Origin of the sequence: Winogradskyella psychrotolerans, from assembly GCF_018860545.1 — a bacterium.
Classification (GTDB): domain Bacteria; phylum Bacteroidota; class Bacteroidia; order Flavobacteriales; family Flavobacteriaceae; genus Winogradskyella; species Winogradskyella psychrotolerans_A.
Map to the genome: position 1 here is coordinate 208,158 of NZ_JAHKPN010000002.1, position 16,767 is coordinate 224,924.

Sequence of the window (16,767 nt, forward strand, 5' to 3'; positions counted from 1 at the left end):
AGTCAGAAATATATTTTTGCATTCGTGTCAAAACAAAACCCAACATACCTAACTCTAAAAGATCACTCCGTCTCCAAAGAAGAATTCCGATTATTATATAATGAGGAGCTTGATATGTTAGAAACATTTCCGGAACCAAAAGGTGAAAAGCTTTCAGAATATTATAAAAGTGAAGACTATATTTCGCATACAGATACGAAGCGAAATTTACTGGAATTCGCCTACCATAAAGTGAGAGAAATTTCTCTAAAAAGAAAATTGAAATTAATCAATTCTTTTCAGGCAGAATCTAAATCACTTTTAGATATTGGATGCGGCACTGGGGATTTTTTAGAAACCGCTTTAAAAGATCATTGGGAAATTACAGGAATAGAACCGAACGAAAATGCACGACAAATTGCAAATTCAAAAACAAATAATGCAGTTTTTGAAACCGAAGAATTATCAAAACTAAAACCACATAGTTTTGATGTTATCACCCTTTGGCATGTCTTAGAGCATTTACCAGATTTAGAAATGCACACCGCATTATTTAAAAAACTTTTAAAACCAAATGGCACGTTGGTAATTGCAGTTCCTAATTATAAAAGTTATGATGCTAACTATTACAAAAACTTTTGGGCCGCTTATGATGTGCCAAGACACCTTTGGCATTTTTCTAAAACTTCTATTTCAGAATTATTCAAAGCAAAAAATATGAGGTTGGTAAAAACGTTGCCAATGAAATTTGATGCTTATTACGTTTGCCTACTTTCAGAAAAATATAAATCTGGATTTATCAATCCGGTTAAAGCATTTTGGGTTGGATGGCAATCTAATCGTAAAGCAAAACGCACTAGCGAATATTCTTCTCATATTTATGTCTTACAGAACGACAATTCTTAATATAAGCAGCGCGTTTGTTTTATAAACGTATACAATGAGTCATTACAATATAAAATTCTAAAACACGCTTAGATCGCTTTATTTAGCTTCTTTTTTAATTGATTTTAAAAATTGTTCATATGAACTTTAATAGAAAATATCAATAGTATAAAAATTGAGCAAATCACAGTCTAACTTTTATACATTTGCAAAAATTTAATTTAAATATAAACACGAAAAGTTTTACAGACTTTCACAACGATTTAAACATGAAGAAAACAATTTTAGGATTAATGGTATTAGTTGCTTTTGCTTCTTGTACTCAAACAGAGAAAACAGGATTTGTAAATAATTCTGAACTTATAAATGATTATCAAGGAAAATTAGATATTGAGGAGAAATATAAGTTAATAGATGAAGTCTCTAAGAAGAAGAGTGATAGTCTTGGTCGGGCTTATCAACAAGAAGTTGCTGTGTTACAACAAAAGATGAGTTCAATGTCAGAGCAGCAGCAGCAAGTTGCAGCACAACCATTTCAGCAAAAATGGCAAGTTATAGACCAACAAATTAAAGCAGAACAACAAAAGTTTCAAGCAGACTTTCAAACAGAGATTGATTCATCTATTACAGAAGTAGTTGATTTTGTAAAAGGTTATGCTGAATCTAATGGTTACACGTATATTTTTGGAACAAGTGATGTGTCTAGAAGCGTGATGTACGGAAAAGAAGCCAATGATTTAACGGATGAAGTGTTAGAGGCTCTAAATACATCGTATAAAGAGAAAAAATAAGAATAATTGACTTATTCTATTATAAAGCCGAGCTTATGCTTGGCTTTTTTTATGCAATAAACGCGTGAGTTTAATGGATAAATCTGTAAGAATAATCTTAGAGCTTCCATTGCGTTCAATGTGGTAAATGGCGTCTTGGAGCTCATCAGAGATTTCTAAAATATTAGAATCATGAACAAATGGAGCAAATTTTTCAAGTTTAAAGTCATCCGATTTTGGTTCTAAATACACGAGTTCATCAGCTTTATAGTTGAGCAGTAAAGCTTGCCTGAAATAATTTAAACAGAAATTAAGAAATTTCTTCTGTGTTTCACGTCCTGTCTTTGCAATTTCTTCTGACCAGGATATTAAATCGTGAATAGCCGCTTTATTCCCTCGGGCTTTAAAAGCTGAACGAATCCAAAATACAAACCATTTTTCAAATTGTATATCTTCACTATCGTGATAGATTAAATCGCATGCTTTATTATAATTCCCATTGGATTGGTGTGCTATTTTTGTCGCAACCGATTGCTCTATATGATAGTTTTTCACTAGAGCTTCTGAAATAGCTTCTTCCGCCAAAGGTGGAAAGTGTAATATTTGGCAACGCGATCTGATTGTACCAATAATTTGTTCTTCTTCTTCAGCGATAAGAATGAAAATAGTTTTTTCTGGCGGCTCTTCAATGAGCTTAAGAAGCTTATTGGCACTGGCAGTATTCATTTTTTCAGCCATCCAAATCAACATCACTTTATGTCCGCCTTCATAAGATTTTAGTGTTAGTGCTTTTACAATTTCAAAGGCTTCATCTACACCAATTTGACCTTGTTTATTATCAACCCCTAATAGTTTATACCAATCAAACAGGTTGCCGTAAGGTTGTTGGTCTAAAAGTTGTCTCCATTCTTCGAGATAATATTTAGAAACAGGTTTACTTTTTACTTTGTCGCTTGTCGTAACAGGAAATGCAAAATGTAAATCTGGATGAGAGAAATTCTTAAACTTTATATTACAAGATTCATTTCCGCCTGAATTTTCACCACCATTATTGCTGCACAATATATATTGCGCGTAGGCTAATGCCATTGGTAGCGTGCCAGAGCCTTCTGGACCAATAAAAAGTTGAGCATGGGCAATTCTGCCAGCATCGACACTTGTGGTGAGGTGATTTTTTATATGTTTTTGACCTAAAACTTCAGAAAATAGCATAAAGCAAAACTATGTATTTTTTATTAATCTATTATTTAATTTTTAATCGGACTTAATAATTTAAAACTAAAAAAATGGAATTTGTAGATAAGCGCAAAGGTTATCGTAAATAAAGGCAAGTGATTATTAAAAAGCGGATGGATAAAGTATATTTTTTAACTTACTAATCTTTATATTTGTTATTCAAAATAAAATAATTTTCACATCTTATTTATACTATCATGAAGACATTAAACGATTTCAACTTTAAAAATAAAAAAGCATTAATTCGCGTAGATTTTAATGTACCATTAAATGATAAATTTGAGGTTACAGACGCAACAAGAATTGTTTCTGCTAAACCAACTATTATTAAAATTTTAGAAGATGGTGGTAGTTGCGTTTTAATGTCACACTTAGGACGTCCAAAAGGTGTACAAGACGAATTTTCTTTAAAACATATTATTCCAAAAATTGAAGACATTTTAGGTGTTGAAGTGAAATTTGCAAGCAACTGTGTAGGAGCAGAAGCTGAAGCCATGGCAAATGCTTTACAGCCTGGTGAGATTTTATTACTTGAAAATTTACGTTTTCACGAGGAAGAAAAACAAGGAGATAGACATTTTGCAGAGCAATTATCTAAATTAGGAGATATTTATGTGAACGATGCTTTTGGTACAGCGCACAGAGCACATGCATCAACAACAATTGTAGCTGAATTTTTCCCGGAGGCTAAATGTTTTGGATTATTATTAGCTAAAGAGATTGAGAGCATCAAGAAAGTAATGGAAGATGGTGAAAAACCTGTTTTAGCAGTTCTTGGTGGAGCAAAAGTATCTTCTAAAATTACGGTTATAGAAAATATTCTTGATAAGGTAGATCATCTCATTATTGGTGGTGGAATGACATTTACTTTCATAAAAGCACAAGGTGGAAAGATTGGAGATTCTATTTGTGAAGATGATAAAATGGAATTAGCTCTAGATATCTTAAAACAAGCTAAGGAAAAAGGAGTACAAATACACATACCAGTTGATGTTATTGCTGCTGATGCGTTTAGTAATGATGCAAACACTCAAGTTTGTGATGTTACGAATATTCCTGATGGATGGCAAGGTTTAGATGCCGGACCTAAATCAAGAGCGAATTTCGATGCCGTTGTTAACGAATGTAAAACGATACTTTGGAATGGGCCTTTAGGAGTGTTTGAATTAGAAACGTTCTCTAAAGGAACAATTGCACTTGGAGATTCCATTGCAAATGCAACTAAAAACGGTGCCTTTTCTTTAGTAGGTGGAGGGGATTCTGTTGCTGCAGTAAAACAATTTGGTTTTGAAAACAAAGTAAGCTACGTAAGTACAGGTGGTGGAGCTATGTTAGAAAGTCTTGAAGGTAAGACCTTACCTGGTATTGCGGCGATATTGAATTAATCAATAAAAAATGAAAATATTTAATTTTCTTTTACTAGTTGTATTTGCACTATGTTTTGGATGTTCTGATAGTAACAATAGTAATTCTGAGGCTACAGATTTAAGATATAAAGTACTCTTAAATTATGACGGTGATATTGTTTTTATCGGAGATCAGACCAACGAAGCTATTTTTGATAGTTACTCAACAGATTACTATTTAAGTATATTGGGTTATTATCACGATAAAGCTAGTAATATATTGTATTTTATAGCTAGAGATGACTTCGATACGGGTTTTAAATTACATCATATAGATTTGCAGCAACTTTATGATACAAGAGACTATTATTACACAGCAGAATCATCGGATATTACCTTTAACGAGGGCGATTATTTAATGTCTGGTGCCATGATGGAGTCTCAAAATCGATACCATTTCTTAGTTACAGAAGATGATTATAATATCCTTTTAAAGACCTATGAAAATGGATCGTTAGTGCAAACTCAAAACCTAACGACGACCTTTGATATGGTTAATTTTGGAATTGGTGGGATTGAATATTTTCAAGACGCTAATCGGTTAGTGATCATTCAGGATGTATTTAATTCTTCGAGTAAAAAAACAAGAATAATCGATTTAAATACACTCAATTTGATTGGTGAACATACCAATTTTAACTATAATTATTTTGGTGGTTTTGGAAACGATCAAAATCAATTTTTGATAGGAAGAAGAGAGGTAAATTATGTTGTTCATGAATATTTAACAGATATACACGGAAATCTAATTTACGATATAACGGATAGCTATTCATTTTTAGGTAGAGCATCGTTCGGTTACGACACTATTGATGATGCTTTTGAATATTTTGCAGAAGGTGATGCAAGACAAGAAGTGGGAACAATAAATACCACTACCGGAGAGTTGTTAAGAGAAGGGATTTATGGCGAACCACATTCACGGCATTCTCAGATCTTTTATTTTACACCAAATTAGCCGATTTAGATTTAAACTAATGTTGTTTTAATATGTTACGAGTTTCACTATTATTTTTTTGTACAATTGTTTTTGGTACAAGTCTGTTTGCACAAACCAAAAGCGATAGTATTGCAAAAAAAGCAGTAAAAGTAGTACCAAGTGATGATTCGGTTATTGATGGCAAACTTTTTAAATCTGAAAACAAGATTGAAGCCCTTGTAGATTCTTTAAATGTAAAAAATCTTGAAGATTTACCTCATGTCGCAGAATTAGATAAAAAGTGGTTAGAAGAATTGTATAGCAATTCCCTTTTCGATACTATTTATAAATCGGTTACGGAACTCGATTATGCGCCTGTAGATTATCCTGAGCTTCCTACAGATACCTTAAAAGCAAGGCTGGCAAAACTAAACGCTAGAACTCCTTTTAATGTAGAATACAATGTATCTTTAGAAAGCGTGATTAAAAGTTACCTTAAGCATAGACGCAGCTCTTTAGAACGCTTAATGGGCTTAAGTCACTTTTATTTCCCCATGTTTGAGCAAGAATTTGACAAACATGATATTCCATTAGAAATGAAGTACTTGGCGATTGTAGAATCAGCTTTAAAACCAAGAGCGCGATCTCGGGTTGGAGCCACAGGTCTTTGGCAATTTATGTATGGCACCGGAAAAGAGCATAATTTAAATGTGAGCAGTTATGTAGATGATCGTAGTGATCCTATAAAGTCTACGACAGCGGCAGCGGAATATTTAAATAGAGTGTATCATATTTTTAATGATTGGGATTTAGCGTTAGCCGCTTATAACTCCGGACCAGGAAATGTAAATAAAGCCATTAGACGTTCAGGAGGATCTAAGAATTATTGGAATATTCGTCATAATTTACCAAGAGAAACGGCTGGTTACGTGCCTGCATTTTTAGCGACCATGTATATTTTTGAATACGCGGAAGAACATGGTTTTAAACCAGAACGACCGCCATTTCAGCTTATTCAAACAGATACGGTTCATGTAAAACAAATGATTTCTTTAAACCATGTGTCGGAAGCGACAGGCATTAATATTGAAGAATTACAGTTTTTAAATCCTGCGTATAAATTAGATATTCTTCCAAAGGTTGAGGGTAAAGCTTATACATTACGATTGCCTCGTGAAGCTATTGGTACATTTGTGACTAATGAAGATCAGATATACGCCTTTGCTAATGCTGAGTTTAATAAGCGCGAAAAACCATTACCTCAATTTGTAAGTGATGATACTAAAATCAAGTATCGGGTTCGCAGTGGAGATTATTTGGGTAAAATTGCAAGGAAGTATGGTGTTAGGGTAAGTCAGTTAAAACAATGGAATAATTTAAGAGGTAATGATCTTAGTATAGGTCAACGCTTAACCATTTATCCAAAGAATTATGGTGCTTCAATTGCTTCAACCCCTAAAAAAGTGGTAAATACTGCAGGTAAACAAACCTATACCGTAAGGGCAGGAGATTCACTTTGGTCTATAGCTCAAAAATTTTCAGGAGTTTCTGTTCAAAATATTAAAGATTGGAACGATATTAGTAGTAGTAAACTTAAAATAGGGATGACCCTTATAGTATCTAAATAAAAACAAAATTTATGAAAGCGCTTTACACTGTATTTTTTTGTGTGCTGTTATTGGCATGTGGAGATAAAAAAGGAGATGATAAAACGATTTATTTACCAGCGTCTAACGGAAATTTGAATACTATTTCTGTTGTAGCGGATAATATTGTGTGGGAAGGTGATGTGGGAGAACAGGTTCGGAATATTTTTGCCGCTCCTTTAGATGGTTTACCAACAGAAGAACCGTTATTTAATATGAGACAAATTCCAACTCAGGTTTTTGATGGGTTTGCAGCACGAAGCAGACTTGTACTCAAAATTGAGAAAGGTGATATTGAAGCGACAACTAAAATTGTAAATAATGCTTTTGCAAAACCGCAAACGGTTGCTGTAGTCGGTGGTAAAACTGATAAAGAAATCGTTGAGCAGTTAATAGAGAATAAAGCTAAGATCATTGATGCGTTTACTAAAGAAGAAGTGAAAGAAAAGCAAAGACGTATCAATTTGTCCTTGTTAAATGATAAAGCAATGGAAGATAAATTGGGCTTTACAATTAATATTCCTACGGCTTATAGAATAAGTAAAGCTAGTGATGATTTTTTCTGGATCCGCAAAAACCTGTCTAATGCAAAAACAATGGAGCTTATGTTTTATGAAGTGCCATTTGAATCAATTTCTAAAGGAGACAGCACCATTGTAGATATCGTAAAGGTGCGCGATGAGATTACGAAATCTAAAATTCCTGGTGAAGATGGAATTTATATGGCAGTTGAAGATGCTTATGCACCTTCAATGTTTGAAACGATAATAGACAATAAGCCAGCTTATGAAGTAAGAGGTATGTGGGAAATGAAAGGTTTTACTATGGCAGGACCTTTTATTACTTATGCCATTGAAGATAAAATAAACAACCGTTACTTAATAGCAGATGGTTATGTTTATGCACCATCCTTAGAAAAACGAGATTACATTTTTGAATTAGAATCAATTATTAAATCAATAACTATAAACTAGTTATTAGAAACCTATAAAAAAGCCAACTCTTAGAGTTGGCTTTTTTTATGTGTTTTGTTTTTTAAGAGTGTTATTCTTTCTCTTTAGAGTCAACAGACTCATCTTTATTAGCGTTCTTAAATTCTTTTAAACCGCTACCTAAACCTTTCATTAATTCAGGAATCTTTTTACCACCAAAAAGTAATAAAACTATTACAGCAATTAGAATTACTTGAGGCCATCCAATCATTAATGGGATAATGTTCAAACTCATAACTTTTTATTTAGGCTGCAAAGTTAGTAATTATAGTTTAATAATAGCGTTGTTATGTCAACTTTAAGACTTAATCATGGGACTATTTGAGTATTTTAACTAATTTTGTTTCAATGGCAAAAAAGAAAAAATCAGAAAAAAAATTCACTAAAAAGTTACTACATAAGTATCGTTTAGTCATACTTAATGAAGATACTTTTGAAGAGCGCTTTGCTATTAAATTAACACGACTCAACGTCTTTATCTTAACGTCGGTTTCCGCGATTTCATTGGTGTTTTTTACAGTTTTATTGATTGCATTTACACCATTAAGAGAATACATTCCGGGGTATTCTTCAGCAAAATTAAAAAAGAAAGCAACCATTTTGAACTACAAAACTGATTCACTAGTTCAAGAATTGGAATTGAATAAACGTTACTATGCCTCTATAAGAAAAGTACTAACAGGAGATGTAGCCACATTAGATTTTAATAGAGACTCTGTTATTGAAGCTGCTAAAAATGATTTAGATATTTTACAGGTGCCAACAAGTAGAGAAGATTCGCTTTTAAGAGAAAAAGTCGCAAAAGAAGATAAATACAATTTGTTTGAAGTTGCAGGAGACCATTCAAGTTACATTTTATTTCCTCCTGTAAATGGAACCATTTCCGAAGGGTATAATTTAGAAGAAAAACATTATGCAGTAGATGTTGTTGTACCTGTTCATACTCCTGTTAAAGCAACAGCAGATGGTACGGTTATTTTTGCTGAATGGACTGTAGAAACAGGCTATGTGGTCATCATAGAACACAATAGAGAGTTGATTTCTGTTTATAAACACAATTCAGATATCACAAAATCGCAAGGAGATGTTGTAAAGTCAGGTGAAGTTATAGCGATGTCTGGTGATGCAGGAGAGCTTACTACAGGGCCTCATCTTCATTTTGAATTGTGGAGTAAAGGTTATGCTGTAGATCCAACTAATTTTATCAATTTTGAATAATGCCTTCATTTAAAGCTGCACTTTCTAAACCGTTTGCTAAATATGTAGCAAAACGTATTCAAAAATGGTCTTCTAGACCTATTGAAACACAACAAAAAGTTTTTGAAAATTTAATTTCTGAAGCTAAGCACACTGCTTTTGGTAGGGATCATAATTTTGAAGCTATAGCGACGTATGAAGAATTTCAAAATAACGTTCCTGTAAGAGATTATGAAGACCTAAAACCTTATGTAGAGCGTGTCGTAGCAGGTGAGGAGGATATACTCTGGAAAGGCAAACCAGTGTATTTTGCAAAAACCTCTGGTACTACTTCTGGTGCAAAATATATTCCGATTACAAAGGAAAGTATGCCAACGCATGTTGAAGCGGCTAGAAACGCCATATTAATGTATATCTATGAAACAGGAAATTCAAAATTTGTAGATGGTAAAATGATTTTTCTTCAAGGTAGTCCTATTTTAGAAGAAAAGAATGGTATAAAGCTCGGAAGACTTTCAGGAATTGTTGCGCATTATGTGCCTAAATATCTTCAAAAAAATAGATTACCAAGTTTAGAAACCAATTGTATTGATGATTGGGAAACTAAGGTTGAAGCCATTGTAGATGAAACGATAAATGAAGACATGAGTATCATTTCTGGTATTCCTTCTTGGGTGCAGATGTACTTTGAAAAATTGATTGAAAAGTCGGGCCAAAGTGTTGGTGATCTCTTTAAAAACTTCAATCTATTTATTTTTGGAGGGGTTAACTATGAACCATACAGAGCTAAATTTGAAAATCTAATAGGACGGAAAGTCGACAGTATAGAGCTATATCCTGCTAGTGAAGGCTTTTTTGCATTTCAAGATCAACAGAATGAACGTGGTATGTTGCTTCAATTAAATTCAGGGATATTTTATGAGTTTATAGAAGCTGAGCACTTTTTTGAGGATCAACCAAAACGACTCACCATTGCAGATGTAAAGTTAAGCGTAAATTATGTAATGATTATTTCTACAACAGCAGGGCTTTGGGCATACAATATTGGAGACACTGTAGAGTTTACATCATTAAAACCCTATAGAGTGATTGTAAGTGGACGTATAAAACATTTTATTTCAGCTTTTGGAGAGCATGTTATTGGCAAAGAAGTGGAGCAAGCTTTAAAGGAAGCTACGGCTAACACAATGATATCGGTGAATGAATTTACGGTTGCGCCTCAAATAAGTCCAATGGAAGGCTTACCGTATCATGAATGGTTCATAGAGTTTGAAAATCAGCCAGAAAATGACGCCGAATTAATTGAAGCTTTGGAGCAATCCTTACAGCAACAAAATAGTTATTATTTTGACTTGATTCAGGGGAAGGTTCTTAGGCCATTAAAAATTTCGAAAATTAAAAAAGATGGATTTCAAACCTATATGAAATCTATAGGGAAATTAGGAGGCCAAAATAAAATACCAAGACTTGCTAATGATAGAAAAATAGCAGACCGTTTACATCAACTTAAATTAATCAAATAAGCCTATATTTGTAGGTTAAATTAAGATATGATTACAAATAAAAAGAAACAAGGAAGAACTAGAGCTCAAGAGAGTTCTAGCGCTATAGAACGCATGTATATAACTATGCGTCACTTATTTAATCGTGGGTTTTATAAGCCTATGGGAGTTTCTGGTGAAACATTACGCGAAGCATTATTGCTTTTACGTCCAGAAATTTATGGTTCTATAGGAGAAGAAAAAGCAGAATTAGAAGGTTTACTATATGTGGTAGATCGTTTACCACAAGGTATAGAAGAATGTACTTTTATTAACCTAACAAGTGATGAAGGTTATGGAAATTCGCATTTTAAAGCTATAATTCCACCAAAACGAAGACGTAATTGCTACCGTATTGATGACGAGCAAATGAATATTGAAATCACAAGAGGTCGTTCAGAGATTTACGATATATTAACGCACCTTACGTTTCTGTTTGTGGAGTCTCATAAAATTAGTAAACGCGTTATTATAGATGAAGATGGTTCAACGGTTAGGGATTGGCAAAAATTAGAAAATGCGGTACTTTCAACAAAAAAACTTACGCAAAAAGAACGCGAAATAGCCATTACGCACACGGCTAATATTTTAGGAAGAACGTTTAACGAACTCACTGAAGCGTATCCAAAATTTGCAACCGAAAGTCAACCAGAACGTTTACTTCATATTGTGTATTGGTTGGGTAAATTAGCAATTGAAGAAACTATTAATAATTCTAAACGTACTATTACTTTTAGTCCAGTTTTAAGAGAGCGTTTAGGACATCATATTCATGGAGAAATATGGGCAGACACCATCAAGGCGGCTTTGCATAAAAACGGCTTATTAGAACGGCCAATTCATGTTATTAGTGCCAATATGCATAGCGTTATGAATTCTTTATTTGCTAAAGGAGCACTAAAAGGTGCAGATGCTAAAAAAGATATTTTTCAAACCTATGAGGCCTTAAGTAATTCTAAAAATTCTGATCTACGCAATAAAGTTGAAAAACTAGCGTTGCAAAATGGAATGATTCAAATCAATGATACATCTGGAACGAATATAGACATTCAGATTTTTGATACGGCTAAAATTGATTTTTCTAAAACTGAATTTAAATATCTCGAAGAAGCTAAAGAAAATAAGGCAGTTATTTTTGTAATGGATTATGCTTTTGGAGAACAAGCCTATGAAACTTTAGATGAGTTTTTAAAACCGATACATGTCGATGGAAAAGATATTCATTTAGACGTGAAATCGATATCAATAATGGGTAAAGCAGGAATCTTAGAAGGAGGTAAAGGCGATGTTATGATTCCAACGGCTCATATTTTTGAAGGTACTGCCGATAATTATCCATTTAAAAATGAATTAACAAAGGGTGATTTAGCAGACTGTGGTGTATCTGTTTTTGAAGGGACTATGGTGACTGTTTTAGGAACTTCGCTTCAAAATAAAGAGATTTTAAAATTCTTTAAGAAGTCAACATGGAATGTTATCGGTTTGGAGATGGAAGGAGCACATTATCAAAAGGCCATTCAAGCAGCATCTAGAGTTAGAGGTAGTATAAACGAAGATGTCAAAGTAAGGTATGCGTATTATGCTAGTGATAATCCATTAGAAACAGGAGGTACATTAGCTTCTGGAGGTTTAGGAACTTCTGGTGTGAAACCAACATACGTAATAACAAAAAAAATACTAGAACAAATATTTAATTCATAAACAATGAGTGAAAAATTACCACAGCAACCCAATAACGAAGAGGTTGATTTAGGACAATTATTTAATGCCATAGGTGGATTATTTGAAAAGCTTTTTGCTTTTATAGGTAGAATATTGACCGGGATTTTTTCTGCTATTATACACGTTATAAAACCATTAATAGTTTATTTTAAACTGGTTGTAGGAATCTTAACAATTGCTGTGATTTTAGGTGTTATTCTTGAAAAATCTGAAGATCCTATCTATTCATCTAAAATGGTGGTAGAGGCACATTTTGATTCTAAATATCAATTAGTTAATAGCATTGACTATTTTAATGCTTTGATTAAGTCTGATAATTTTAAGGAGTTGGAGACTATCTTTGAAATAGACAGCGTAACGGCAAATGAGTTAAAGGGATTTGAATTAGCAAGAGGTCCTGAAACTCAAAATGATTTGTTTAGAGAGTATAATGAATATATTCAATCTATAGATACGTCTTTAGTAAATCAAGTCAACTATAATGAATATGTAAATAACAGAACTCTGTTATCTGGAAGTATGTATACCATTATAGCAAAATCTAAAAAACAAGATATTTTTTTAAAACTCACCGAAGGATTTAAAAAAACGTTTGAAAATGATTTTACAAAAAAGCAAAAGCGAGTTAGGGATACTTTAGCATATATTGAGCGTAAATCCTTAACTACTGAGCTATCGCGTTTAGATAGTATTCAAAATATATATTTAGAAGTTTTAAAGAACGAATCTAACAATAGAGATGTATCCTTTGGATTAAATACAGGAATTCCATTACAAGAAGTAAAATCGGTAACTAATGAGTACGATCTCTTTATAAAAGAACAAGAAATTAGGAGAAATTTAAATTATTTAAATAAAACTATTGCTGAAGATGATACCATTTTTGATATTATATCTCCTTTTGACAAATTAGGTTATGAAGATAAAACGCTAACAGAGCGCTATTTTTTCATATTTCCAATTTTTATTTTGATCTTATTCGTTTTATGGTTTTTGGTAATTAAAGCATTTAATTTTATAAAAAATTATGAGTAAACCTAAATCTATACTTATTACAGGTGGCGCAGGTTTTATAGGTTCAAATTTTATAGTCTATTTTTTAGAAAAATATAAGAATATTAAAGTTGTTAATTTAGACAAGCTCACATATGCAGGTGAGCTTTCTAATTTAAATGAACTTGAAAACAATGATAATTATACCTTTGTTAAAGGAGATATTTGTGATACAGAACTGATAAATGAACTTTTTAAGACTTATAACTTTTCTGGTGTTATTCATTTTGCTGCAGAATCTCATGTAGATAATTCTATTAAAAACCCAGATGCTTTTATAAAAACAAACGTTAATGGTACATTTAATTTAATAGATGTTGCTAAAAAACATTGGATGGAAGCTCCATTTAAATATAAAGACGGTTGCAAGAATAATCGATTTCACCATATATCTACCGATGAGGTTTATGGAACGTTAGGAGAAACAGGTTTATTTACAGAGGACACTCCTTATGCTCCTAATAGCCCATATAGCGCATCAAAAGCATCATCAGATTTTATTGTTAGGAGTTATTTTCATACCTACGGAATGAATGTCGTTACAACAAATTGTAGTAATAATTATGGTCCAAAACAGCATGATGAAAAGCTGATTCCAACTATAATTAGAAAGGCGTTGTCTAAAGAGCCAATTCCAATCTACGGAGATGGGAAGAATATTAGAGACTGGTTATATGTAGAAGATCATTGTAAGGGTATTGATTTAGCATTTCAGAATGGATTAGCTGGTGAGACCTATAATGTAGGTGGTAAGAATGAACGTGATAATTTGTATATCGTTCATAAGATTTGCGAAATATTAGATGGTATTAAGCCTAGAGATTGTAAGGGGTCTTATGCGGATTTAATAGCTTTTGTAAAAGACAGACCTGGACATGATTTTAGATACGCGATTGATGCTTCAAAATTAGAAAATGAACTGGGATGGAAGGCAAGTGAGAATTTTGAATCAGGCATATTGAAAACTATAAATTGGTACCTAAATAAATACAATAGTTAATATGAAAGGAATTATTCTTGCAGGTGGATCAGGTACAAGATTACACCCATTAACTTTAGCGGTCAGTAAGCAATTAATGCCTATTTATGATAAACCCATGATTTATTATCCGTTGTCTACTTTAATGTGGGCTGGTATCAAGGATATACTAATTATTTCTACACCTCAAGATTTGCCCTTATTTAAAAAATTGCTAGGAGATGGTAAACGCTTTGGTTGCAATTTTGAATATGCTGTGCAGGAAGAACCAAATGGTTTAGCGCAAGCTTTTATTATAGGAGAGGAATTTATAGGAAACGATAAGGTGGCTCTAATTTTGGGCGATAATATTTTTTATGGAACAGGTTTAGCGGAATTGTTGCAACAAAATAACGATCCTGATGGAGGCATCGTATATGCTTATCATGTGCACGATCCAGAACGCTATGGTGTTGTAGAGTTCGATGAGCATGATAATGCGGTTTCAATTGAAGAAAAACCAGAACATCCTAAGTCTAATTATGCCGTTCCTGGTATTTATTTCTATGATAATTCAGTAGTGGATATCGCTAAAAATATCAAACCAAGTAAACGTGGAGAGTTGGAAATAACAGACGTCAACAAGACATATCTACACCAAGGGAAATTAAAAGTAAGTGTACTTGATAAAGGTACAGCGTGGCTAGATACAGGTACTTTTAAATCTTTAATGCAAGCCTCCCAATTTGTACAGGTTATAGAAGAGCGTCAAGGCTTAAAAATAGGTGCTATTGAAGAAGCAGCATATAGAATGGGATATATTGATAAAAAACAATTTATAAAAGTGGTTAAGCCGTTAACTAAGAGTGGTTATGGTAAGCATTTATTAAGTTTAGTATCCGAATAATATGACTGCAAAAGAAACCAAGCTAAGTGGGTGCTTTATTATAGAGCCTCAAGTTTTTGAAGACAAACGTGGTTATTTTGTTGAGAGCTTTAACCAAAAGACGTTTAATAAAGCTTTGGGTTTAAATATTGAATTTGTTCAAGATAACGAATCGCAATCCTCTAGAGGAGTCTTAAGAGGCTTACATTATCAATTAGGTGCATATGCTCAGGCAAAATTAGTAAGAGTAATTAAAGGTAAGGTTTTAGATATTGTTGTGGACTTAAGACCGAATTCTGTGACTTTTGGTGAGCACTTTTCTGTTGAACTTTCAGAACAAAATAAAACACAACTTTTTGTCCCTAGGGGATTTGCACATGGATTTATAGTTTTAAAAGATGAAACAATCTTTAGTTATAAATGTGATAATTATTACCATAAAGCATCTGAAGCCGGCATCATTTACAACGACGAAGATTTAAATATCGATTGGCAATTGCCTAGTGCTGATTTTATTCTTTCAGATAAAGATATTATACTTCCTAAATTAAAAGAGGCTAAACTATGATACAAGTACTTGTGACTGCTAAAGACGGTCAATTAGCACAATGCATTCAAAGTTTAACTACACAATATCACAATTTTCAATTTGTTTTTAAATCGTCATCGGATTTAGATATAACCAACAAAACTAATATCGAAGAGGTATTGGGAGCACAGTCGTTTGATTATTGTATTAATTGTGCAGCTTATACCGCTGTGGATAAGGCTGAAGAAGAAATCGAATTAGCTGATAGAGTAAATCATCTAGGAGCAAAGCTATTAGCGGAATCTTGCCATAGCTTTAATGTCACACTAATTCATATTTCAACAGATTTTGTATTTGATGGTAAATCTTCAAAAGCCTACTTAGAAAGTGATAACACGAATCCTTTAGGCGTTTATGGTATCACTAAATTAAAAGGCGAGCAGGCTATCTCTAAAGCTCTAGAACGTCATTTTATAATTAGAACGTCTTGGTTATACTCGGAATTCGGAAATAATTTTCTAAAAACGATGTTAAGATTAGCCAATCAGCGTGATGACATTGGTGTTGTAGGTGATCAAATTGGAAGTCCAACTTATGCCAGAGATTTAGCAGATGTGATTCTAAAGCTTATGGAATCTAAAACCACAAATTATGGTGTTTATCATTACTCTAATGAGGGAGAGGTCAGTTGGTATGATTTTGCAAAAGAAATTTTTGAAGTATGTAATAGTTCAATCAAGCTGAATAAAATTGAAACTAAGGATTATCCTACACCAGCAGTACGACCAAAGTATAGTATAATGAATACTCAAAAAATAAGTCAACTTTTAGATCTTAAAATTCCGAATTGGAAGTTGAGTTTAGCGCAAGCCATTACTAATCTTTAGAAGGTAAGATCGTCTTCATCACATATTATTTAGGATATTTAATCACGAATTAAAGCTATTCATTATTTTATAATTATTAAGATTAGTATTATTGTATTCTAATTATAAAATAGGGTGATAAATACAGTCTTATTACTTTAATATAAGTAGGTTAGTATGTA

Annotated in this window: 16 protein-coding genes; 14 read left to right on the forward strand and 2 right to left on the reverse strand. The window is 32.8% G+C overall.

The genetic code is table 11. The features are described 5' to 3' along the window. Positions 1–24 precede the first annotated feature (24 nt). Positions 25–885: a class I SAM-dependent methyltransferase gene (locus KO515_RS00850; protein WP_354668258.1), complete on the forward strand. Its 861-nt coding sequence runs from the start codon at positions 25–27 to the stop codon at positions 883–885. A gap of 248 nt (positions 886–1,133) precedes the next feature. Further along, the gene (locus tag KO515_RS00855) at positions 1,134–1,655 is read left to right on the forward strand and encodes an OmpH family outer membrane protein (RefSeq protein WP_215934485.1); all 522 of its coding nucleotides are present in this window, start codon (positions 1,134–1,136) and stop codon (positions 1,653–1,655) included. Between the two features lie 33 nt (positions 1,656–1,688). Here the strand turns inward: KO515_RS00855 and KO515_RS00860 are convergent, their stop codons facing one another. After that, positions 1,689–2,846, reverse strand: coding sequence for an ATP-binding protein (locus KO515_RS00860; protein ID WP_215934486.1), 1,158 nt, complete (start codon positions 2,844–2,846; stop codon positions 1,689–1,691). 221 nt (positions 2,847–3,067) lie between these two features. On the opposite strand from KO515_RS00860, the gene KO515_RS00865 reads away from it, so the two are divergent. The 4 genes from KO515_RS00865 to KO515_RS00880 are packed head-to-tail and all read left to right on the forward strand — an operon-like array spanning position 3,068 to position 7,815. After that, positions 3,068–4,255, forward strand: a complete 1,188-nt coding sequence (locus KO515_RS00865; protein ID WP_215934487.1) for a phosphoglycerate kinase — start codon at positions 3,068–3,070, stop codon at positions 4,253–4,255. A 10-nt stretch (positions 4,256–4,265) separates the two neighbouring features. Beyond that, the gene (locus tag KO515_RS00870; protein ID WP_215934488.1) at positions 4,266–5,234 is read left to right on the forward strand and encodes a hypothetical protein; all 969 of its coding nucleotides are present in this window, start codon (positions 4,266–4,268) and stop codon (positions 5,232–5,234) included. Between the two features lie 32 nt (positions 5,235–5,266). Further along, positions 5,267–6,823, forward strand: a complete 1,557-nt coding sequence (locus tag KO515_RS00875) for a LysM peptidoglycan-binding domain-containing protein (RefSeq protein ID WP_215934489.1) — start codon at positions 5,267–5,269, stop codon at positions 6,821–6,823. Between the two features lie 11 nt (positions 6,824–6,834). After that, positions 6,835–7,815 carry a DUF4837 family protein gene (locus KO515_RS00880; protein WP_215934490.1) on the forward strand — a complete coding sequence of 327 codons (981 nt, stop codon included), beginning with the start codon at positions 6,835–6,837 and terminating at the stop codon, positions 7,813–7,815. A 70-nt stretch (positions 7,816–7,885) separates the two neighbouring features. Here KO515_RS00880 and KO515_RS00885 read toward each other — a convergent pair whose 3' ends face one another. Beyond that, positions 7,886–8,068 carry a twin-arginine translocase TatA/TatE family subunit gene (locus KO515_RS00885; RefSeq protein WP_178986395.1) on the reverse strand — a complete coding sequence of 61 codons (183 nt, stop codon included), beginning with the start codon at positions 8,066–8,068 and terminating at the stop codon, positions 7,886–7,888. Positions 8,069–8,181: 113 nt separating this feature from the next. Here KO515_RS00885 and KO515_RS00890 point away from each other — a divergent pair, with 113 nt between their 5' ends. Genes KO515_RS00890 through rfbD form a run of 8 tightly spaced genes read left to right on the forward strand, consistent with a single transcriptional unit; the run spans position 8,182 to position 16,606 of the window. Further along, the gene (locus KO515_RS00890) at positions 8,182–9,051 is read left to right on the forward strand and encodes a M23 family metallopeptidase (protein ID WP_215934491.1); all 870 of its coding nucleotides are present in this window, start codon (positions 8,182–8,184) and stop codon (positions 9,049–9,051) included. Then, on the forward strand, positions 9,051–10,553 hold the full coding sequence (locus tag KO515_RS00895; RefSeq protein WP_215934492.1) for a GH3 auxin-responsive promoter family protein: 1,503 nt from the start codon (positions 9,051–9,053) through the stop codon (positions 10,551–10,553). Before KO515_RS00890 ends, KO515_RS00895 begins: the two co-directional genes overlap by 1 nt. 27 nt (positions 10,554–10,580) lie before the next feature. Beyond that, positions 10,581–12,272, forward strand: a complete 1,692-nt coding sequence (locus KO515_RS00900; RefSeq protein WP_215934493.1) for a DUF6909 family protein — start codon at positions 10,581–10,583, stop codon at positions 12,270–12,272. A 3-nt stretch (positions 12,273–12,275) separates the two neighbouring features. Next, a complete protein-coding gene (locus KO515_RS00905) occupies positions 12,276–13,328 on the forward strand; it encodes a hypothetical protein (RefSeq protein WP_215934494.1) in 1,053 nt (350 codons plus the stop codon). Then, a complete protein-coding gene (gene rfbB / locus KO515_RS00910; protein WP_215934495.1) occupies positions 13,321–14,346 on the forward strand; it encodes a dTDP-glucose 4,6-dehydratase in 1,026 nt (341 codons plus the stop codon). The genes KO515_RS00905 and rfbB overlap by 8 nt, the downstream gene beginning before the upstream one ends. A 1-nt stretch (position 14,347) precedes the next feature. Then, positions 14,348–15,211 (forward strand): glucose-1-phosphate thymidylyltransferase RfbA, encoded by an 864-nt coding sequence (rfbA, locus tag KO515_RS00915; protein ID WP_215934496.1) that lies wholly within the window; start codon positions 14,348–14,350, stop codon positions 15,209–15,211. Between the two features lies 1 nt (position 15,212). After that, positions 15,213–15,758, forward strand: coding sequence for a dTDP-4-dehydrorhamnose 3,5-epimerase (gene rfbC, locus KO515_RS00920; RefSeq protein WP_215934497.1), 546 nt, complete (start codon positions 15,213–15,215; stop codon positions 15,756–15,758). Further along, the gene (gene rfbD, locus KO515_RS00925; RefSeq protein WP_215934498.1) at positions 15,755–16,606 is read left to right on the forward strand and encodes a dTDP-4-dehydrorhamnose reductase; all 852 of its coding nucleotides are present in this window, start codon (positions 15,755–15,757) and stop codon (positions 16,604–16,606) included. The genes rfbC and rfbD overlap by 4 nt, the downstream gene beginning before the upstream one ends. Positions 16,607–16,767: the final 161 nt, after the last annotated feature.